This window comes from Synechococcus sp. BIOS-U3-1 (assembly GCF_014279975.1).
Lineage (GTDB): Bacteria > Cyanobacteriota > Cyanobacteriia > PCC-6307 > Cyanobiaceae > Synechococcus_C.
In genome coordinates this window covers 289,291-307,148 of sequence record NZ_CP047936.1, presented here as the reverse complement: position 1 = coordinate 307,148, position 17,858 = coordinate 289,291, and the positions used below count along the sequence as shown (strand labels likewise).

The window sequence follows — 17,858 nt, the reverse complement described above, 5'->3', positions numbered from 1 at the left end:
TTCATGGTTTCAGGTGGAGGGGTCGCCAGCGGACTAGCCAGCACAGCTGCTCAGGAACAGGCAAGCCGTGCCTTCCCACTGGCAGCCATCACAGGCCATGGAACGTTGAAACTATCGCTGATGCTGGCAGCGGTGGACCCGGCTCTGGGAGGCGTGATCATCGCCGGAGGGCGAGGAACCGGCAAATCGGTTCTGGCACGAGGCTTGCACGCCCTGCTGCCACCGATCGAGGTGCTGGATCAAGACAGCGCCTATGTGCCTGCAGGACCAGGTCTCAACCTCGACCCGACCCGACCCGAGGAATGGGATGAGAACTGGCGCGAGCGGCTGAGCCACGAACCACCCTCCAAGGTGATTCCGGCTCCCTTCGTGCAGGTGCCCCTCGGCATCACCGAAGACCGCCTAGTCGGCGCCGTCGACGTGGCCGCATCACTGGCCAGCGGCAGCGCTGTCTTCCAGCCGGGGTTGCTCGCAGAAGCTCACCGCGGAGTGCTGTACGTCGATGAGCTCAACCTGCTCGATGACGGCATCATCAATCTTTTGCTGGCAGCGGTCGGCGCTGGCGAAAACCAGGTGGAACGGGAAGGCCTCAGCCTCAGCCACCCCTGCAGGCCGCTGCTGATCGCCACCTACAACCCCGAGGAGGGCAACGTCCGCGACCACCTGCTCGACCGCTTTGCGATCGCCCTCTCAGCCAACCAACTAGTGAGCACGGAGGAACGCGTCGAAATCACCAATGCGGTGCTGAGCCATGGTCAGTGCAGCCGCAGTTTCTCCGAGCGCTGGAAAGAGGAGACCGATGCTCTGGCCACCCAGCTTCTACTGGCCCGTCAGTGGCTGCCGGACGTGCGCATCAGCCGCGAGCAAATCGAGTACCTCGTGACCGAAGCGCTTCGCGGTGGTGTGGAAGGCCACCGATCCGAGCTCTATGCCGTACGCGTCGCCAGAGCCCATGCAGCCCTCAGTGGCCGTGAACAGGTCGAAGCAGACGACCTGCAGGTGGCTGTAGCCCTGGTCATCGCCCCGCGTGCGTCGCAACTGCCACCGCCAGATCAACAGATGGAGCCACCGCCGCCACCGGACGCAGGGGAGCAGAACCCGGAAAACCAACCGCCTCCGCCGCAAGGCACTGATCAGGATCAGAGCGACTCGCCCGAAGACGACTCCAACGACGAAGACGAGAACCGCGAAGACGACAATCGCGACGAGGACGATGACGAGTCGGACCAGGACGAAGCACCGCCCTCGGTTCCAGAGGAATTCATGCTCGATCCGGAGGCGGTGTCCATCGATCCCGACCTGCTGCTGTTCAATGCAGCCAAGAGCAAAAGCGGAAGCAGCGGCAGTCGTTCGGTGGTGCTCAGCGACAGCCGCGGCCGCTATGTGAAACCGATGCTGCCCAGGGGGCCCGTACGGCGCATCGCCGTGGATGCCACGCTGCGCGCGGCGGCGCCCTATCAAAAGGCAAGGCGCGAACGCCAGCCAGGGCGCAACGTGATCGTTGAGGAATCCGATCTGCGCGCCAAGCTGTTGCAGCGCCAGGCCGGTGCCCTGGTGATTTTCCTAGTGGATGCAAGCGGTTCCATGGCCCTGAACCGCATGCAGAGCGCCAAAGGTGCCGTGATTCGGCTGCTCACCGAGGCCTATGAAAACCGCGACGAAGTGGCGCTGATCCCCTTCCGAGGCGATCAGGCCGAGGTGCTGCTGCCGCCCACACGCTCGATCACCGCAGCGCGCCGGCGGCTGGAATCGATGCCCTGCGGCGGCGGATCACCGTTAGCCCACGGACTGACCCAGGCAGCCCGTGTTGGCGCTAACGCCCTGGCAACAGGCGATCTGGGCCAGGTTGTAGTGGTGGCCATCACCGATGGGCGTGGCAACGTGCCCCTCAGCACCTCCCTAGGCCAGCCTGAACTGGAAGGCGAAGAGAAGCCTGACCTCAAACAGGAAGTGCTGGATGTAGCGACGCGCTACCGCATGCTGGGAATCAAGCTTTTAGTGATCGACACCGAACGCAAATTCATTGGCAGTGGCATGGGCAAAGACCTGGCCGAAGCCGCCGGGGGCAAATACGTGCAGCTCCCCAAGGCCAGTGATCAAGCGATCGCGGCCATTGCCATGGATGCCATCAACGCCGTGACCTGATCTACAGACCTACTTCGAGCCACCCGTTTGGGCGGGATAGACCTCCTCGAACAGGGTGCCGAGTCCGATCATCAGGCTGCGTAAACCCTTCATGAAACGGGGGTCATCGGTGAGCTGTTCGATATCACCACCCACCTGGTCGATGCGAGCTGTGAGCTCACGGGCATTGGTCACCGTCTGCTTCAGATCACTGACTGTTTCTGGGTTATCGATGGCCCCTGCCAAGTTGTTGATATGGGCCGCAGCAGCGGCAGCCTCCGCAGTGGCCCTATTCAGATTTTCAATGGTGGGCTTGGCTCTGGCCACTTCAGCGCGCAGCTGATGGACCAGCGTGTCGACATTTTCAGCCGCCACATCAGCCGTATTCAAAAACTTGGAAGCGTCCTGACTGGTGATCCCGAACTGCTTGGTGGACTCCACCAGCTGGGGGATCAGATTCGACTTCTCAGCCTGATTGAGCAGCTGCTCCAGGGAGGCAGTCACGGTGGAAAGACTCGCCGCTGACTCGCCAGGGACGGTTGCACCGTTGCAAAGGATTCCGCTGTTACGACAACCGCCAGATTTCGGCATTGGCGCGTTCTTCGGGAGCGGCGCACCGGTTGTGACCAGTTCAACCTGTGAATCGCCCCCCAATAGTGATGCCGAGGAGACCGTTGCCTTGACGGGCAAAGGCAACTTCAGGTCATCGGCATTGATCTCAAGCGTTGCTTTCACCGACATCGGAGTGACATCAACGGATCGGACCGTGCCCACCATGATTCCCCGGAAGGTCACGGGGGAACGGGCCGCCAGTCCTCCGGCATTGGCGAAGTCTGCAGTCACAGTCCAGGTCTCCGACCCCAGACGCACACCTCTCAGCCACAGCATGGTGCCAGCAAATCCTGCAATCGCTCCAACGATCGAAAACCCCACAAGGGCTTCACGGACACTACGGCGCATGGCTCATTGATCGGAGGGCTGCATCGGTCCGCGCAGGTTACCCGTCCTGAACTGAACGACATAGGGGTTATCGGTGGAGCGATACTCATCGACCGAGCCGTCCCACTGGAAACGGCCGCCATAGAGCATCACAATCCGTTCGGCTGAACGCTCGATGGTGCTGTGCACATGACTCACCACAACCGAGCAGCCGCGGGCCACGGTGGTGGTCTTCACGATCAGATCCTCAATGCGGGTTGAGGCCACAGGATCAAGCCCTGCCGTCGGCTCGTCATACAGCAGCAGAGGCATCGCGCCCTCTTCGCGATCGGGATCATCAATCAGAGCCCTGGCAAAGCTCACTCGTTTCTGCATGCCGCCACTGAGCTGACCCGGATATTGATCAGCCACATCATTCAGTCCAACAGCCTCAAGACACTGCTGCACGCGCTCACGAATTTGGGGAGCTGTCATGCGCCCAAGACGCATCAATAGAAAGCCGACGTTTTCTTCAACCGTGAGCGAAGCCAGCAATGCAGGGTTTTGAAACACCAGACGCACATCCGGCGGCCGTCGCTGATCCAGGCGCAAGTACTCCTGCAATTCACCAAACAGGCGCAGTTCACCAGCTGTAGGGACCTGCAATCCAGCCAACAATCGCAGCACCGTGGATTTGCCAGCTCCTGAAGGCCCCACCACAGCAATACGTTCTCCTGGCTGCATGGAGAGCGACACATCGTCAAGAACAGGCTTGGATCCCCACTGCATCGTGAGACCACGCATCTCCACCACTGGGGTCTGGGTTGCTGGAGATGTTGAATCCAGCCTGGTCTGCACGGAGCGATTGCGCGTTACAGACCCATCTTGCCCTGTTTGCACTATTAGGGATGGCCATCAGGAACAACTTCCGTACAGTTCACTTATCGCGAGGGAAGCGACGACCCTGGCCCCGGATTGCACTTGACCAGCCCCAGCCATCGCGGACGCCGTCAACGCATCCGGGCCATGCAGGCCGAACGGCAGCGCGATCTGATGCTGCGCTCCCGCCGAGCCGTGCGTTGGCTCCAACCAGGTCTGGTCGTGAAGCGCTGGCTACTCACCTCAGGGATTGGCCTGATGTTGGCCCTGCTCGGTGCTGCCGTCTGGGCCGACTTACAGCCGATCTACTGGATGCTCTGGGCCATCCAGGAATCCCTGAGCTGGATCACAAGAGTGATGCCAAGGGGCATTACCGGACCATTGGTGCTGCTCGTGGGAGTCGGCCTGCTGCTCTGGGGGCAGAGCCGCAGCTTCGGCTCCATCCAGCAGGCCCTGGCTCCAGAAAAAGACACCGTGCTGGTGGATGCGCTGCGCGCCAAAAGCCGCCTCAACCGTGGTCCAAACATCGTCGCCATCGGCGGCGGCACCGGGCTTTCCACGCTGCTGAGTGGCCTCAAGCGCTACAGCAGCCACATCACGGCCATCGTCACCGTGGCTGACGATGGTGGCAGCAGCGGCGTGCTGCGACGAGAGCTGGGCGTGCAGCCACCTGGCGACATCCGCAACTGTCTGGCCGCGTTATCCACCGAAGAACCGCTGCTGACCCGTCTGTTCCAGTACCGGTTCTCCGCCGGAGGCGGTCTTGAAGGTCATAGCTTCGGCAATCTGTTCCTGTCGGCACTCACGGCCATCACCGGCAGCCTGGAAACCGCGATCACCGCCTCAAGCCGCGTGCTGGCGGTGCAGGGCCAGGTGGTGCCCGCCACGAATGTGGATGTGCGGCTTTGGGCGGAACTAGAAGACGGTCGCCGCATAGAAGGCGAATCGGCGATCGGCAAGGCACCGAGCCCCATCGTTCGTCTGGGCTGCTTGCCTGAACGTCCGCCAGCACTCCCGAGGGCTCTTGAAGCCATTGCACAAGCCGATCTGATTTTGCTGGGCCCAGGCAGCCTTTACACCTCACTGCTGCCCAATCTGCTGGTCCCTGAACTGGTGAGCGCCATCCAACGCAGCCGCGCACCCAGGCTTTACATCTGCAATCTGATGACGCAGCCCGGAGAAACCGATGGTCTGGATGTGAGCGGACATTTGAGAGCGATCGAAGCGCAATTGGCCTCACTCGGCATCAGCCATCGACTGTTTGATGCTGTGCTCGCTCAAGAGCCCATTCGGCAATCGCCGCTGATCAAGCATTACCGCTCACGCGGCGCTGAGCCGGTGACCTGCAACCGCCGCGAACTGGAAGCCGAGGGATACGACGTGATGGAAGCAACACTGCAGGGCAGCCGGCCTACAGCAACCCTGCGTCATGACCCCCGCAGCTTGGCCCTGGGAGTGATGCGCTTTTACAGAAGGTACAAAGCAGAAAGAACGTCTGCTATGAGTTGAAACAGTCCGACTTAATAAGCGTCCTGCATCTCATAAAAATCAGGCTGCACGTAGTCCTTGCGCAGTGGCCAACCGGTCCAATCCTCAGGCATCAGTAACCGCTTGGGATGGGGATGGCCTTCAAAATTGATACCGAACATGTCGAAAGTCTCGCGTTCCTGCCAGTCGGCACCTCGGAATAGTCCGTAGAGACTGGGAATAGAGGGCTCTCCCTCCCTGGATAGAAACACCTTTAAACGTACTTCGCGTAGCTGATCCACCAGACCATCAGCAACTTCTGCCAGTGCGATGAAGTGATAGAAGCTGACCAATTGCTGGCCAGGCCCTTCGTCGTAGCCGCCTTGGCATTGCAAATGATCAAAACCGTGGCTTTTGAGAGCTGCTGCGATCACAGGGAGAAACAACGCCTCCACACCGATCTGCTCGACCCCGACATGGTCAGGATCCAGCACAGCGTGATCAAAACCTTGCTCACTCAACCATTGACTGACAGGCCCTGGATCCGGTCCCGTCGCAACTGGAACATCTGCCTTGGTTTCCTTCTCAGGGGTTGCGCTCATGACTCCTCAGGGATCTTGACGGGTTCAGCTGTCTCCAAAGCAGGCATCGGCAATCCTGCGCCAGGTTTGAGTGCAGCAACCTGAGTTTCAGCACGCAAGTAAGCACCGGTGACGATCGGCTCAACAGGAGTCATCGCATGCTCCACCGTGCAGTAGCGATGGGTCTGAATTAGCAGACGACGATCTGCCACGGATTCGTTGGCCACTTTCTTACGCAGCTTGATCACCGCATCGAAGATCGCTTCAGGCCTGGGGGGACAGCCGGGCAAGTAGAGGTCAACGGGAATCAGCTTGTCCACTCCGCGAACGGCGGTCGTGGAGTCTGAGCTGAACATGCCACCGGTGATGGTGCAGGCACCCATGGCGATCACATATTTGGGCTCAGGCATCTGCTCATAGAGACGCACCAGCGCTGGCGCCATCTTCATCGTGACCGTGCCAGCGACGAGCAAGAGATCGGCCTGACGCGGTGAACTGCGCGGCACAAGACCGAAACGATCGAAATCAAAACGTGAGCCCAGCAAGGCAGCGAATTCAATGAAGCAGCAAGCCGTTCCATAGAGAAGTGGCCAAAGACTGCTCAGTCGTGCCCAGTTGTGCAGATCATCCAAGCTCGTGAGAATGATGTTTTCGCTGAGGTCCTGAGTGACGGTCGGCACACCATCCGCAGCGCCAGCCACAGGTCCGCAGCTGGATTCCCTCAGATCGCGGACCGCCTGAATCGAGGGGGGTTCTCCTGTTGTTGCAGCACGTTCAATGGATGAGGTCATGGGATCAGCTCCACTCCAGGGCGCCCTTGCGCCAGGCATAGGCCAAAGCCACCACAAGGATGGCAATGAACACCAAGGCTTCTATGAAAGCCAAAATACCTAGCCGGTGGAATGCCACGGCCCATGGATAGAGGAAAACCGTTTCCACATCGAAGATCACGAAGACCAACGCAAACATGTAGTAGCGGATGTTGAACTGGATCCAGGCTCCGCCAATTGGCTCCATGCCCGACTCATAGGTGAGTTCACGCTCGCCAACCTGACTCCGGGGAGACACAAGCTTGTTCGTCACCAGGGCCAACACAGGCACAGCCGCTGCAATCAGCAGGAAGCCGAGGAAAGCGTCGTACCCCGGAAGGACAAACATCTGGGCTGATCGGAATGACATGCAGTCTGGCATTTGCAGCCTTTAGCTGACGTTTGGCCAGCTGGCGTCGATAGAGTGGTATCCCCCTTGGGTCAATCAGCGGTGAGCGACGAACCACAAGCACCGCAGGACCCTGCGAATCAGACAATTTCTGGTTCCAAAATTGCTGCTTCCGAAATTGCTGACAACGAGGTGGAGCAAGTCTCTGAAGCTGATCCTTCAGTCGAGACTTCAACAGATACAAAGGTGCGCGCCCCAGAAAAGACTCTGGCGGAACAACCAAGTGATCCACTCACGCACCGTTTCGAATGCCGTAGCTGCGGATTCGTCTACGACCCTGAAGAAGGCGTCAAAAAACTGCGCATCGAATCGGGCACTGCTTTTCAGCAGCTGGATGCTTTGGCGTTCCGCTGCCCGGTCTGCCGCAGCAGAGTTGGCGCCTTCCGCGACATTGGACCTCGCTCCAAGGCCAGTGGGTTCGAAGAGAATCTCGATTTCGGCCTGGGCGTCAATCGTTTGACCCCAGGACAGAAGAATGTGCTGATCTTCGGCAGCTTGGCTCTTGGATTTGCCTTCTTCCTCTCGTTGTATTCACTGCGCTAGATCACCCGCATTGCTCCAAGCCTGCCTTCGTTCTCAATCCGGCATGAATTCCCTGATCAAATCCCTGGCCAAGTTGGCACTCGTGGTCTGCATCGGCTTCGGTCTCGGCGGTTGCGTCACCACCAAGGTTCCCACTGCAACAGCAAGCCCCTGGCAGGTGATCGATCTCAACACCCAGGCCAATCCGCTGGATGTTGCCTTTACCAGCGCCGACCATGGCTATTTGGTGGGCAGCAACCGCCTAATTCTTGAAACGAATGACGGTGGCGCCAGCTGGAATGAACGCAGCCTGGATCTGCCAGAAGAAGAAAACTTCCGCCTGATCAGCATCGCTTTCGAAGGTGATGACGGCTGGATTGCAGGTCAACCTGGACTGCTGATGCACACCACCGATGGTGGGCAGAACTGGACGCGCTTGTTCTTGGATACCAAGCTTCCAGGCGAGCCTTATCTGATCACTGCCATTGGGCCAAACAGTGCGGAACTAGCCACCAATGTGGGAGCTGTGTACCGAACCAGCGACGGCGGTGGCAGCTGGGACGCTGAGGTGAGTGATGCCGCAGGTTCCATTCGCGATCTGCGGCGGAGTCCTGATGGCGCCTACGTCAGCGTCAGCAGCTTGGGCAACTTCTACGCCACCTGGGATCCAGGCCAGACGGTCTGGCAAGTCCATCAGCGGGTCAGCAGCCAAAGGCTGCAGAGCATTGGATACCAGCCCGACGGCCGGCTGTGGATGGTGGCTCGTGGGGCACAGATCCGCTTCAACGAGGATGCAGCCGACAAAGAGAACTGGAGCAAGCCGATCATCCCCATCACCAACGGCTATGGCTACATGGACATGGCCTGGTCTGATGACGGAGCGATTTGGGCCAGCGGTGGTAACGGCACCCTGTTGGTCAGCCGAGATGAGGGCAACAGCTGGGAGCGCGACCCTGAGAGCGTGCAAGCACCAACCAACTTCAATCGCTTTGCTTTCGACGACACAGGCAATCAGAAGCATGCGTTTCTGCTAGGTGAGCGCGGGTTGATGCTGCGCTGGTCAGCGTCGAGCTGAGAGCGACTGGGGCCGCTTGGCGAACAACGCTCTGTAACCAACTGGCAGGAGCCGGCGCAGTCGCCGGACCCCTGCCCTTAAGATCACTGAGCTGTTACACCCGAAGTCATGGCCGCCGGCTCAACCGGGGAACGTCCGTTTTTCGAGATCATTACCAGTATTCGCTATTGGGTGATCCACGCAATCACGTTGCCTTCCATCTTCCTTGCTGGATTCCTGTTTGTGTCTACAGGCCTGGCCTACGACGCTTTCGGAACCCCACGCCCTGACTCGTATTACCAAGCCAGTGAGAGCAAAGCTCCTGTGGTTGGTCAGCGCTTCGAAGGCAAGTCGGATCTTGACTTACGCCTGAAATAAGGATTTTCCATGACGCAGACACCCACCTCCTCAAAACCCCGCGTTTATCCGATCTTTACGGTTCGCTGGCTTGCCCTTCACACCCTGGGAGTACCCGCGGTGTTCTTTATTGGCGCTTTGGCCGCCATGCAATTCATTCGCCGCTGATTTCCCACCAGTTCTGAGACACCATGGAGCGCAACAAAAATCCCAATACCTTGCCGGTTGAACTCAACCGGACCAGCCTTTATCTGGGTCTTCTGTTTGTGTTCGTCACAGGCATTCTGTTCTCCAGCTACTTCTTCAACTGAGGTCTGAATCATGAGTGGTAAGAAATCAGGTCTTCCCGACGGTCGTATTCCCGATCGTTTACCCGATGGTCGCCCAGCAGTTGCTTGGCGCTCTCGCTGGACAGAAGGCACATTGCCTCTATGGCTGATCGCGACTGCAGGAGGGATGGCTGCAATCTTTGTTGTCGGATTGTTCTTCTACGGGTCTTACACCGGTGTTGGTTCCGCCTGAATTGTTCGGCACTTATTTTTTAAACAAAGTTCCGGGTTCACACCCGGTTTTTTTGTGGTTTTTTGCAGATTCATCCCAGCGGATCAATCCATCCAATCAGCTTTGATCCCAACAATGCAGTTCATGCATAGGCAACAGACAAAGGCCACCTCGCCGGCATACGGTTGAGGGGAAAGGCAGTCTCTGATGGTTCTTCTTACCCGGAAGCCAGCCGCCTTCAAGGTTTCGAACTCGCCCAAGCGCAATCGCCGCGCCAAGAAGCGGCAACTGTTTTGCCCAGCCCACCCAGAGCAGCACATCGAAGGTAACGGCAGAAAGCACTACCTGCACCTACTGCAGCCGTAACAACTCCATCAGCGAGGTATCTCAGCCAAACGCGCCCAGCTGATCATCAACGCCTATCCAGTTCTGGTGCTGAGAATGAGTGGCTAGAAGAGTTGTATTGCCCCAAGTGCGGATGCTTGCACTGGTGCCATTTGATTAAGCACAACCGCGTGAATCACACGGTGCGCTGGGCGCCCTGGAAGCTATGGCAACAAGTGGCGCATGAGGATCCGATCGTGACCAAACCCACAGCAAGCGAGTACTCCCGCAGAGAAGCAGGGCGACACCGCCAGAAACGGGAGGATGGCAAGCGCTATTACGACCGCTGCTGAAAACTGCTGGTTCGATCAACTGAAATCGCTCTCCCCCTCAGAGCAGCCCTCGAAGATCTGCTCTTGCCATCAATGGTCTTCAAGCCAACCAATCCTGATCCAGCTCAGTCATGGCCTCAAATCCTGGGACCTTATGCAGCAGCGTTGCCCGACTGAGGATCGCCGTGGCAGCGATCCAGGCATCAGCAACGGAAAGTGGATGCGACGCCTTGATTCGAGAGGCCTCATGTAACAAGGGTTCTGTCTGGTCAACCCATTGGATTTGCAAAGATTGCAACTGTTCATAAGCAAGACGCCCACTCCTCTCTCCTTCGTCTTTCCAAACCCGGTAGAGCACCTCCATGAGCGTGATGAAACAGGCGAGACAGAGATCAGGTCCTTCCAACAACGTGGCGACGCGCTCTGCGCCTGGCTCGTCATCTCGCAAGGTAATGATTGCTGAGGTATCGAGGCAAAAAGCTGGCATCACCCTTCAGCGTTTCGATCGAGCTCCCGATCTGCCAGGAGCCTCGCTGTAGAGCCACCTGCACGACCCTGTCCGCGAAAGGTCTGCACGGGAGATGCCACCACAGGCACCACTCGAATCGAACCGTCCTCTTCAACCAACCACTCCAAGCGTTGAGATGGACCCAGATCAAAGCGCTCACGAATCGCAACTGGGATAACGGTTTGGCCACGCGAGGTGATCGCGCTTCTCAAGACCCAACCAGTGAATTACAAAGTCAGGCTACATGTAATTCACTTAACCAATACCTCCCGAACAAGCCTGACTGCTGTAAAAGGAAAACCCATCCCGGAAACGAAGAGCTACCAGGCCCGATAAGCCAGTCTGCCAAGCAACTCACGCAAGGCCCGTGAGCTGCCATCAAGAGCCGCAGCGGTCGGAAGCCACTGGGTGGGATCGCGCCAAATCGGCCCTGCCCAGTGGCCACGGGCCTGGAAATCCACCGGGAATGGAATCACCTTCACCCCCTGGCGTTCGAACAAGCGTTGGGCTCTGCGCATATGAAATGCACTGGTGACAAAGAGAATTCTTTGGATGCTGGCTGAGCGATCAGGACTCTGAAGCAGCTTGCGAATCCCAATGGCTTCCTGCGCTGTGTTGACCACGGGCGGTGTGCTCTGCATCGCCGCAGCAGGAATGCCGAACTGCTTGGCTTCCTCTGAGTAACGCTCCCCTTCCAGTGGCTGGCCTGGGCTGAACGGACTGGCACCGCCGGTAAACAGCAAGCGCGGCGCTTTGCCCTTGCGATACAGATCGAGTCCTGCGAGAAAGCGATCTGGGTCATGCCACTCGCTGACCTTCGCAGCGCCGGGAGCCGGGTGACGTCCGCCACTGAGCACAACGATCGCATCAGCATTCTCAGCCTTGGCTGCCGATTGGCGTTGCCAGGGTGCTTCCAACAAACGCCAGAGGATCTGGCTCACCAGCCCCAGCGAAAACAGCCAAAGCAAGACCACAGCCGTGATCACTGGCCAGCGCCAGCGACCGATCAAGCCCACAAAAAGCAGAATCAAACTGAGGCCAATTGGCAACAGAGCAAACGGCAGGATTTTGCTCAGCCAGATGGCCATAGAAGAGTTCGGGCCAGTGGCGATCAAACTCAGACGTCGTAAAACTCCCGATACCAACGTGCAAAGCGATCCACACCTTCTTCGATCGGAGTGCTGGGACGAAAGCTCACCCACTCCTCAAGAGCCTGGGTATCCGCAGCAGTCGCCACCACATCACCAGGCTGCATCGGCTGGAAATCCTTGATCGCTTCTTTGCCCAGCGCTTGCTCCATCACCTCAATGAAGCGCAGCAATTCAGTGGGCTGGCTGTTACCGATGTTGAACAACCGATGCGGGGCTGCGGCCGATGCCGGATCAGGCTGAAGCGGATCGAAGTCGGGATTGGCTGTTGCTGGTTTATCGCAGCAGCGAAGGACCCCTTCGACGATGTCGTCGATGTAGGTGAAATCACGCTGCATCTTTCCGTGGTTGAACACCTTGATCGGATCGCCCGCAAGAATTGCCTTGGCAAACAGCATCGGTGCCATATCCGGCCGGCCCCAGGGGCCATAGACGGTGAAAAAACGCAGTCCGGTTGCAGGCAAGCCATAGAGGTGGCTGTAAGTGTGAGCCATCAGCTCGTTAGCTTTCTTGCTTGCGGCGTAGAGGCTCACCGGGTGATTGACAGGCTGGCGTTCATGGAACGGCAGGTTGCGATTGCCGCCATACACCGAACTGCTGGAGGCGTAGACCAGGTTCTCCACTCCGTGATGGCGGCAACCTTCAAGGATTTGCCCAAAACCCACCAGATTGCTCTGGATGTAGGCAGCTGGATTCTCCAGTGAATAGCGAACACCAGCTTGTGCTGCCAGGTTGACCACCACCCGTGGCTGCTCTGACGCGAACAATGGCATCAAGGCTTCACCATCCTCCAGTGCCAGCTGCTCAAACCGCCAGGCATCTGGTGGAGCTACTTCCTCAATCCGTGCAAGGCGCGCACGTTTGAGTTGGGGGTCGTAGTAGCTGTTGAGGTTATCGACACCGACCACTTTCTCCCCTCGCTCAAGCAACCGCAAGCTGAGGGCTGCTCCGATGAAACCGGCGGCACCTGTCACCAAAACTGGAAGGGTCATGGCTGGCCTTCACCCACGCGCCAGAGGTTCAGACCAGCAGCTTGAATCTCAGAAGGTGTGACGACAGACCGGGCATCAAACACCCAGGCGGGCTGACGCATTAATGGAGCCAGTACCGCCCAATTGAGCTCTCGATATTGATTCCACTCCGTGAGGATGATTACGGCATCAGCTCCCTTGATCGCAGAGGCGATGTCGTCACTGGGCCACCAGGTGCCCTCACCACTCAGTGCCGCCCGAGTAAGACCTGACTCCACATCAGGTTCTGTGCTGGCGGGCAGCTGCAAGTCACGGGCAATTTGCTCCGAATCCACCTTGGGGTCGTGGATAGCGAGCTGAGCGCCCTCTTCCAGGAGGTCCTTGGCAATTCGGATTGCCGGCGCTTCACGGGTGTCGTTGGTGTCAGCCTTGAAAGCAAAACCCAGGATGGCCACGTGTTTGCCGGTGACGGTGCCGAACAGTTTCTGCACCACAGTGCGAGCAATGCGGTGCTGCTGCCAGCTATTCAGCTGCACCACCGATTCCCAATAGTTGGCCACATCGGGAAGCCCGAAATGCCTGCAGAGATAAACAAGGTTGAGGATGTCTTTCTGGAAGCAACTGCCACCAAAACCTGGGCCTGCCTGCAAAAATTTCGCACCAATGCGGCTGTCGCTGCCAATTGCCCGGGCCACCTCACGCACATCAGCGCCAGTGGCTTCACAAAGGGCTGCAACGGAATTGATCGAGCTGATCCTCTGGGCCAGAAATGCATTTGCCGTGAGCTTGGAGAGCTCGCTGCTCCAAAGGTTGGTGCGCAGAATCCGTTCTTGAGGGACCCAATGGCTGTAAACAGATACCAAAGAATCGATGGCATCAGGATCTTCTCCGCCGATCAACACCCGGTCAGGGGACTCAAGATCTTGGATTGCTGTGCCTTCCGCCAGAAATTCAGGGTTAGACAACACCGCGAACGTGACCTGGGAGCCATCAGAAGATTGCTCCGCAGAGGCCAGAATGGCCTTCACTGCTTCCGCGGTGCGAACTGGGAGAGTGCTTTTCTCCACCACAATCGTGTGGCCCGTTGCCGATTTGGTCACCTGACGGGCACAGGCTTCCACCCAACGTAGATCGCTGGCCTGACCGGCACCAAGCCCTTTGGTTTTGGTGGGTGTGTTCACCGAAATGAACACCATGTCTGCTGCGGCGATCGCCTCTTCCACAGCCGTTGAGAAATGCAGGTTGCGGCCTCGCGCACGCCTAACAACGGCATCCAAGCCTGGCTCGTACACCGGCAGCCTGCTCAGATCACTGTTGTTCCAGGCATCGATGCGGGTCTGGTTGATATCAACGACTGTGACCTGAACGTCAGGGCAGCGATCGGCGATGACCGCCATGGTTGGTCCGCCTACGTAGCCAGCACCGATGCAACAAATAGAGCGAATTGAAGCAACAGGCATTTAGTGGTGGGGCTAAGCCGTCAAACGCTGGAAGGTTATCGCTGATTCTTAGAGGCGAAACGGCCCTAGGTGGTGGTCTTCAAGATGGCTAGCACTGTTGTGGCGAGAGCCTTAACGGAGAGATTTTGAAAAAAATCAATTAGATACTTCACCCCGCTCCCACTCGGGCACCAGCTCAGCAAGCAAGGGCAGAGCGGCCTCCGCATCATGTACTTCGATCGCTGCATTGAGTGCATCCAACAGAGGCCACAGCACCTCAGGAGGGAAGACCCGTTCCTGGGCGCGGAAGATCAGGGGGTGTTGGGTTGCTTCAGATTCGGCATCGATGAGTAGTTCTTCGTAGAGCTTCTCGCCCGGGCGCAAGCCAGTGCATGCAATCTCGATATCGCCGCAGGGATTCTGGGCATCCCGCAAGGAAAGACCACTGAGCCGGATCATCTGCTCGGCCAGAGCTTTGATACGCACAGGTTCGCCCATGTCCAGCAAGAAGACATCACCGCCCTTGGCAAGAGTGGCAGCTTGAAGCACCAGCTCGGCCGCCTCCGGGATAGTCATGAAGTAGCGGATGATCTCTGGGTGGGTAAGGGTGATCGGTCCTCCAGCGGCTATCTGTCTACGGAACAGAGGGACCACTGAGCCAGAAGACCCCAGCACGTTGCCAAAGCGCACCATTGCAAAACGAGTGCGCAGCTGGCCTGCGCCCTTGGCACTCTGAGAAAGCTCTTGCGCCGTGGCCTGCACCACCAGCTCAGCCAGACGTTTGCTGGCGCCCATCACATTGGTGGGTCGCACCGCTTTATCGGTGGAGATCAACACCACTTCACTCACACCAACCGATATGGCGGCCTGGCACAGCACTCGAGTGGATCCCACGTTGTTGGCGAGGCCCGCCAGCGGATTCGCTTCCACCAGGGGCACGTGCTTGTAGGCAGCGGCGTGGAAGACGGTCTGCACACCATGGCCTGCAAAAAGCCATTGCACCAGAGCCGGATCGGTGGCGCTGCCAAGCACAGGAAGCAAGGTCACCGAAGCGGGCAGTTGTTGGCGCAGCTCCTCCTCGACGGCATAAAGCGACGGTTCACTGATCTCGAGCAGGATCAAGACTTTGGGGTACAGCTGCAGAATTTGGCGGCAGAGCTCGGAACCGATCGAGCCACCGGCACCGGTGACGCACACCACTGCATCGCGCAGGCCAGGGCCAAGCAGCTCCCGCACAGGCGGCACAGGATCACGGCCGAGCAGGTCTTCAATGGCGACAGGGCGAAGCGAATCGATGCGCGCCCGCCCTGCCGTGATGTCATCAACCGAGGGAATCTGCAACACCGGAATCGCCTGGCGTTGGAGCTCAGCCACGATGCGACGGCGTTCAACTCGGGGCATTGAGGGAATTGCCAGCAACACCTGATCGAGCTGATCCAGGATCTGGCTAAGTACCTGGGGCGGCTGAATCGGTATGCCGTTGATCGTGCGCCGCCATAGGGTCGGCGCATCATCGAGGAACGTAATAATCTGATGATTACCGGCCAGGCGGAGAGCGGCGGCAAGCTGGGCACCGGCCTCACCGGCGCCATAAATGGCAACACGAACCATCTGTTTGTGCGACACCGACCGCAGCGACAGGAGCAGATCACGCAGGGCAAAGCGCACCAATCCGGTGAAGCCGGTGAGCAATAACCAGAGCAGGATCCAGCTGCTGCGTGGCGGCATCGGCAGGCGCAGCAATACGCCGGTGGCCACCAACAGAAACACCAACAGTGCATTGCGGCCGGCGAGCTGGTAAAAAGCTCGACTGCCGACATAACGCGTCAGACCTTGGTACTGTCCTGTGAGCGCATATAGGGGCAGGCCGAACAGCAGCACTGCTGAAAGCATCCACAGTCCGGCAGCCTGAAAACTGGGATGGAGAGGATGGGCCAACCGAAGCCAGAAGCTCAGCCACACCGACAAAGGGACTAACAGAGCGTCGATCGCTATCAGCAGCAGCCGACGGGCAAGAGGGGACAACCGAATGACCTGGCGTAATGAAAAAAGCTTCATCGACAAGCCCGCAACACCACCGACCTCACAGCCTCGACGTAGCCATCCATTTGCTCTGGAGTGATGGTGGGATGCACCAGGAACATCAGGCTGGTCTCCCCGAGCTCGCGAGACACAGGAAGGCGTTCGGCAGGAGCCAGACCAGCCTGCTGGAAGCACTTCTCCAAGTAGATCTCGCTGCAACTACCAGATAGAGCGGGATACCCCAGGGCAGCAATCTCGGCAAGGATTCGATCACGGCTCCAGCCCTCTGCCAATGCATATGGATTAACGAAGGCATAGAACTTGTACCAGGCATGGGTGATGCTCTCAGGCGGCAAAGGCACACGCACAGCACAGCAATCAGCCAAGGCTTCTGCTAAGAGAAGTGCATTTCGAGTGCGTGTGTCAGTCCACTCAGGGAGACGCTTTAGCTGAACGCGACCTATTGCGCTTTGTAGCTCGGTGAGGCGGAAGTTAGAGCCGAAACGCTCGTGGAGCCAGCGGAAGCCGGATGGGTGTTCGCGCCCATAGACAGCCTCATGAGTTTTGCCATGATCTTTAAAGGCCCATACCGCATCCCATAACTCCTCTCGATTGGTGGTGACCATGCCACCTTCACCAGCCGTAGAGATGATCTTGTCCTGGCAGAAACTCCAAGCGGACACGTCTCCGAAGCTGCCAACAGACTGGCCATTGATACGAGCGCCATGAGCCTGAGCACAATCTTCGATCACGGCAATGCCGTGATTCAGCGCCAGATCGAGTATCGAGGGCATGTCGGCAGGCCAGCCACCTAAATGCACGACTGATATTGCCTTGGTCTGGGAAGTGATCAGTGGCTCGATAGCGCGAGCAGTAATGGCACCAGATTCGGCATCTACGTCGGCGAAAATAGGCTTGGCACCGAGCAATACAGCACTCGAAGCGGTAGCGATGAACGTCCGCGGGGTAGTGATCAGCTCATCGCCAGGGGCGAGCCCAATCGACAAGTAAGCAGTCGAGAGAGCCAAGGATCCATTTGCGCTGGCGATGGCATGGGCATTGCCGCACCAGCTGGCGAACTCCTTCTCAAAGGCGGTGGTCTCGTGTCCTGTCCAAGAATTGACCTTGCCAGAGGAGAGCACACTAGTGGCGACATCGATCTGATCAGAGTCGAACTGGGGCCAGGGGGCCAGCTTGGATCGAAGTGACATGTTCAATCTTTACGGGTGAGCATTACGCCATCAACTCGCATACAAAGCTGAAAAATCAATTTGAGGGAAGAGCAAAGATTCACATTCGACTTATTGACTCTTCGGAACAATTTTAACTTGCTACAGAATAGCCGAAGAAGCCTCACTCACACCAACTTGGGTCGGCGGAAAAATCTCACTACCTGGGCCATAAAGCCTAAGAGCAAATATTTAGCAGACAGAAAAACATCCTGACCAGACATCACAACAAAAGGATCAGCTGGATCAAAAGAGCCTGGCAAT

22 protein-coding genes are annotated in these 17,858 nt (G+C 58.1%); 9 read left to right on the top strand and 13 right to left on the bottom strand.

Features of this window, described 5'->3' with window-relative positions:
- Positions 1–3: 3 nt before the first annotated feature.
- A complete protein-coding gene (locus SynBIOSU31_RS01360) occupies positions 4–2,145 on the top strand; it encodes a putative cobaltochelatase (protein WP_186492764.1) in 2,142 nt (713 codons plus the stop codon).
- A 9-nt stretch (positions 2,146–2,154) separates the two neighbouring features.
- Here the strand turns inward: SynBIOSU31_RS01360 and SynBIOSU31_RS01355 are convergent, their stop codons facing one another.
- Both SynBIOSU31_RS01355 and SynBIOSU31_RS01350 read right to left on the bottom strand, forming a co-directional pair.
- On the bottom strand, positions 2,155–3,084 hold the full coding sequence (locus SynBIOSU31_RS01355) for an MlaD family protein (RefSeq protein ID WP_186491533.1): 930 nt from the start codon (positions 3,082–3,084) through the stop codon (positions 2,155–2,157).
- 3 nt (positions 3,085–3,087) lie between these two features.
- Complete coding sequence (locus SynBIOSU31_RS01350; protein WP_255477412.1) at positions 3,088–3,831, bottom strand: ABC transporter ATP-binding protein; 744 nt, start codon at positions 3,829–3,831, stop codon at positions 3,088–3,090.
- A gap of 237 nt (positions 3,832–4,068) precedes the next feature.
- On the opposite strand from SynBIOSU31_RS01350, the gene SynBIOSU31_RS01345 reads away from it, so the two are divergent.
- Positions 4,069–5,430 carry a gluconeogenesis factor YvcK family protein gene (locus tag SynBIOSU31_RS01345; RefSeq protein WP_186492762.1) on the top strand — a complete coding sequence of 454 codons (1,362 nt, stop codon included), beginning with the start codon at positions 4,069–4,071 and terminating at the stop codon, positions 5,428–5,430.
- Positions 5,431–5,441: 11 nt separating this feature from the next.
- Here SynBIOSU31_RS01345 and SynBIOSU31_RS01340 read toward each other — a convergent pair whose 3' ends face one another.
- The 3 genes from SynBIOSU31_RS01340 to SynBIOSU31_RS01330 are packed head-to-tail and all read right to left on the bottom strand — an operon-like array spanning position 5,442 to position 7,127.
- Positions 5,442–5,990, bottom strand: a complete 549-nt coding sequence (locus SynBIOSU31_RS01340) for an NAD(P)H-quinone oxidoreductase subunit J (protein ID WP_186491532.1) — start codon at positions 5,988–5,990, stop codon at positions 5,442–5,444.
- On the bottom strand, positions 5,987–6,760 hold the full coding sequence (nuoB, locus tag SynBIOSU31_RS01335; protein ID WP_186491531.1) for an NADH-quinone oxidoreductase subunit NuoB: 774 nt from the start codon (positions 6,758–6,760) through the stop codon (positions 5,987–5,989). The genes SynBIOSU31_RS01340 and nuoB overlap by 4 nt, the downstream gene beginning before the upstream one ends.
- A 4-nt stretch (positions 6,761–6,764) precedes the next feature.
- A complete protein-coding gene (locus tag SynBIOSU31_RS01330) occupies positions 6,765–7,127 on the bottom strand; it encodes an NAD(P)H-quinone oxidoreductase subunit 3 (protein ID WP_186492761.1) in 363 nt (120 codons plus the stop codon).
- 102 nt (positions 7,128–7,229) lie between these two features.
- Between SynBIOSU31_RS01330 and SynBIOSU31_RS01325 the strand changes: the two genes are divergently transcribed.
- From SynBIOSU31_RS01325 to SynBIOSU31_RS01300, 6 genes are all read left to right on the top strand, one after another.
- Positions 7,230–7,730, top strand: a complete 501-nt coding sequence (locus tag SynBIOSU31_RS01325) for a rubredoxin (protein WP_370593645.1) — start codon at positions 7,230–7,232, stop codon at positions 7,728–7,730.
- Between the two features lie 43 nt (positions 7,731–7,773).
- Positions 7,774–8,784 carry a photosynthesis system II assembly factor Ycf48 gene (locus SynBIOSU31_RS01320; protein ID WP_186491529.1) on the top strand — a complete coding sequence of 337 codons (1,011 nt, stop codon included), beginning with the start codon at positions 7,774–7,776 and terminating at the stop codon, positions 8,782–8,784.
- Positions 8,785–8,892: 108 nt separating this feature from the next.
- Entirely contained in the window at positions 8,893–9,141 is a 249-nt protein-coding gene (psbE, locus tag SynBIOSU31_RS01315) for a cytochrome b559 subunit alpha (RefSeq protein ID WP_186491527.1), read from the top strand.
- Positions 9,142–9,150: 9 nt separating this feature from the next.
- On the top strand, positions 9,151–9,288 hold the full coding sequence (gene psbF, locus SynBIOSU31_RS01310) for a cytochrome b559 subunit beta (RefSeq protein WP_074160697.1): 138 nt from the start codon (positions 9,151–9,153) through the stop codon (positions 9,286–9,288).
- A 23-nt stretch (positions 9,289–9,311) separates the two neighbouring features.
- Entirely contained in the window at positions 9,312–9,431 is a 120-nt protein-coding gene (locus tag SynBIOSU31_RS01305) for a photosystem II reaction center protein L (RefSeq protein ID WP_066904825.1), read from the top strand.
- Between the two features lie 10 nt (positions 9,432–9,441).
- Positions 9,442–9,642, top strand: coding sequence for a photosystem II reaction center protein J (locus tag SynBIOSU31_RS01300; RefSeq protein ID WP_115126958.1), 201 nt, complete (start codon positions 9,442–9,444; stop codon positions 9,640–9,642).
- A 96-nt stretch (positions 9,643–9,738) separates the two neighbouring features.
- Here the strand turns inward: SynBIOSU31_RS01300 and SynBIOSU31_RS14665 are convergent, their stop codons facing one another.
- Entirely contained in the window at positions 9,739–9,972 is a 234-nt protein-coding gene (locus SynBIOSU31_RS14665) for a hypothetical protein (protein ID WP_255477303.1), read from the bottom strand.
- 164 nt (positions 9,973–10,136) lie between these two features.
- Here SynBIOSU31_RS14665 and SynBIOSU31_RS14660 point away from each other — a divergent pair, with 164 nt between their 5' ends.
- Entirely contained in the window at positions 10,137–10,298 is a 162-nt protein-coding gene (locus tag SynBIOSU31_RS14660; protein WP_255477302.1) for a hypothetical protein, read from the top strand.
- Positions 10,299–10,377: 79 nt separating this feature from the next.
- Here the strand turns inward: SynBIOSU31_RS14660 and SynBIOSU31_RS01290 are convergent, their stop codons facing one another.
- The 7 genes from SynBIOSU31_RS01290 to SynBIOSU31_RS01260 all read right to left on the bottom strand — a co-directional run bounded on the left by SynBIOSU31_RS01290 (position 10,378) and on the right by SynBIOSU31_RS01260 (position 17,576).
- Positions 10,378–10,764 carry a PIN domain-containing protein gene (locus SynBIOSU31_RS01290; RefSeq protein WP_186491526.1) on the bottom strand — a complete coding sequence of 129 codons (387 nt, stop codon included), beginning with the start codon at positions 10,762–10,764 and terminating at the stop codon, positions 10,378–10,380.
- Positions 10,764–10,997, bottom strand: coding sequence for an AbrB/MazE/SpoVT family DNA-binding domain-containing protein (locus SynBIOSU31_RS01285; protein ID WP_186491518.1), 234 nt, complete (start codon positions 10,995–10,997; stop codon positions 10,764–10,766). The genes SynBIOSU31_RS01290 and SynBIOSU31_RS01285 overlap by 1 nt, the downstream gene beginning before the upstream one ends.
- A gap of 108 nt (positions 10,998–11,105) precedes the next feature.
- A complete protein-coding gene (locus tag SynBIOSU31_RS01280; protein WP_186491516.1) occupies positions 11,106–11,873 on the bottom strand; it encodes a YdcF family protein in 768 nt (255 codons plus the stop codon).
- Between the two features lie 29 nt (positions 11,874–11,902).
- On the bottom strand, positions 11,903–12,925 hold the full coding sequence (locus tag SynBIOSU31_RS01275) for an NAD-dependent epimerase (RefSeq protein ID WP_186491514.1): 1,023 nt from the start codon (positions 12,923–12,925) through the stop codon (positions 11,903–11,905).
- A complete protein-coding gene (locus SynBIOSU31_RS01270) occupies positions 12,922–14,364 on the bottom strand; it encodes a nucleotide sugar dehydrogenase (RefSeq protein ID WP_186491512.1) in 1,443 nt (480 codons plus the stop codon). The genes SynBIOSU31_RS01275 and SynBIOSU31_RS01270 overlap by 4 nt, the downstream gene beginning before the upstream one ends.
- 135 nt (positions 14,365–14,499) lie before the next feature.
- Complete coding sequence (locus tag SynBIOSU31_RS01265; RefSeq protein WP_186491511.1) at positions 14,500–16,401, bottom strand: polysaccharide biosynthesis protein; 1,902 nt, start codon at positions 16,399–16,401, stop codon at positions 14,500–14,502.
- Positions 16,398–17,576 carry a DegT/DnrJ/EryC1/StrS family aminotransferase gene (locus tag SynBIOSU31_RS01260; protein ID WP_186491509.1) on the bottom strand — a complete coding sequence of 393 codons (1,179 nt, stop codon included), beginning with the start codon at positions 17,574–17,576 and terminating at the stop codon, positions 16,398–16,400. Before SynBIOSU31_RS01260 ends, SynBIOSU31_RS01265 begins: the two co-directional genes overlap by 4 nt.
- Between the last annotated feature and the right edge of the window lie 282 nt (positions 17,577–17,858).

Bases quoted from the DNA above. Each gene is read 5' to 3' on its own strand.
- SynBIOSU31_RS01360 (WP_186492764.1), top strand. From the start codon at position 4: ATGGTTTCAGGTGGAGGGGTCGCCAGCGGACTAGCCAGCACAGCTGCT.
- SynBIOSU31_RS01355 (WP_186491533.1), bottom strand. From the start codon at position 3,084: ATGCGCCGTAGTGTCCGTGAAGCCCTTGTGGGGTTTTCGATCGTTGGA.
- SynBIOSU31_RS01350 (WP_255477412.1), bottom strand. From the start codon at position 3,831: ATGCAGTGGGGATCCAAGCCTGTTCTTGACGATGTGTCGCTCTCCATG.
- SynBIOSU31_RS01345 (WP_186492762.1), top strand. From the start codon at position 4,069: ATGCAGGCCGAACGGCAGCGCGATCTGATGCTGCGCTCCCGCCGAGCC.
- SynBIOSU31_RS01340 (WP_186491532.1), bottom strand. From the start codon at position 5,990: ATGAGCGCAACCCCTGAGAAGGAAACCAAGGCAGATGTTCCAGTTGCG.
- nuoB (WP_186491531.1), bottom strand. From the start codon at position 6,760: ATGACCTCATCCATTGAACGTGCTGCAACAACAGGAGAACCCCCCTCG.
- SynBIOSU31_RS01330 (WP_186492761.1), bottom strand. From the start codon at position 7,127: ATGTTTGTCCTTCCGGGGTACGACGCTTTCCTCGGCTTCCTGCTGATT.
- SynBIOSU31_RS01320 (WP_186491529.1), top strand. From the start codon at position 7,774: ATGAATTCCCTGATCAAATCCCTGGCCAAGTTGGCACTCGTGGTCTGC.
- psbE (WP_186491527.1), top strand. From the start codon at position 8,893: ATGGCCGCCGGCTCAACCGGGGAACGTCCGTTTTTCGAGATCATTACC.
- psbF (WP_074160697.1), top strand. From the start codon at position 9,151: ATGACGCAGACACCCACCTCCTCAAAACCCCGCGTTTATCCGATCTTT.
- SynBIOSU31_RS01305 (WP_066904825.1), top strand. From the start codon at position 9,312: ATGGAGCGCAACAAAAATCCCAATACCTTGCCGGTTGAACTCAACCGG.
- SynBIOSU31_RS01300 (WP_115126958.1), top strand. From the start codon at position 9,442: ATGAGTGGTAAGAAATCAGGTCTTCCCGACGGTCGTATTCCCGATCGT.
- SynBIOSU31_RS01290 (WP_186491526.1), bottom strand. From the start codon at position 10,764: ATGCCAGCTTTTTGCCTCGATACCTCAGCAATCATTACCTTGCGAGAT.
- SynBIOSU31_RS01280 (WP_186491516.1), bottom strand. From the start codon at position 11,873: ATGGCCATCTGGCTGAGCAAAATCCTGCCGTTTGCTCTGTTGCCAATT.
- SynBIOSU31_RS01275 (WP_186491514.1), bottom strand. From the start codon at position 12,925: ATGACCCTTCCAGTTTTGGTGACAGGTGCCGCCGGTTTCATCGGAGCA.
- SynBIOSU31_RS01270 (WP_186491512.1), bottom strand. From the start codon at position 14,364: ATGCCTGTTGCTTCAATTCGCTCTATTTGTTGCATCGGTGCTGGCTAC.
- SynBIOSU31_RS01265 (WP_186491511.1), bottom strand. From the start codon at position 16,401: ATGAAGCTTTTTTCATTACGCCAGGTCATTCGGTTGTCCCCTCTTGCC.
- SynBIOSU31_RS01260 (WP_186491509.1), bottom strand. From the start codon at position 17,576: ATGTCACTTCGATCCAAGCTGGCCCCCTGGCCCCAGTTCGACTCTGAT.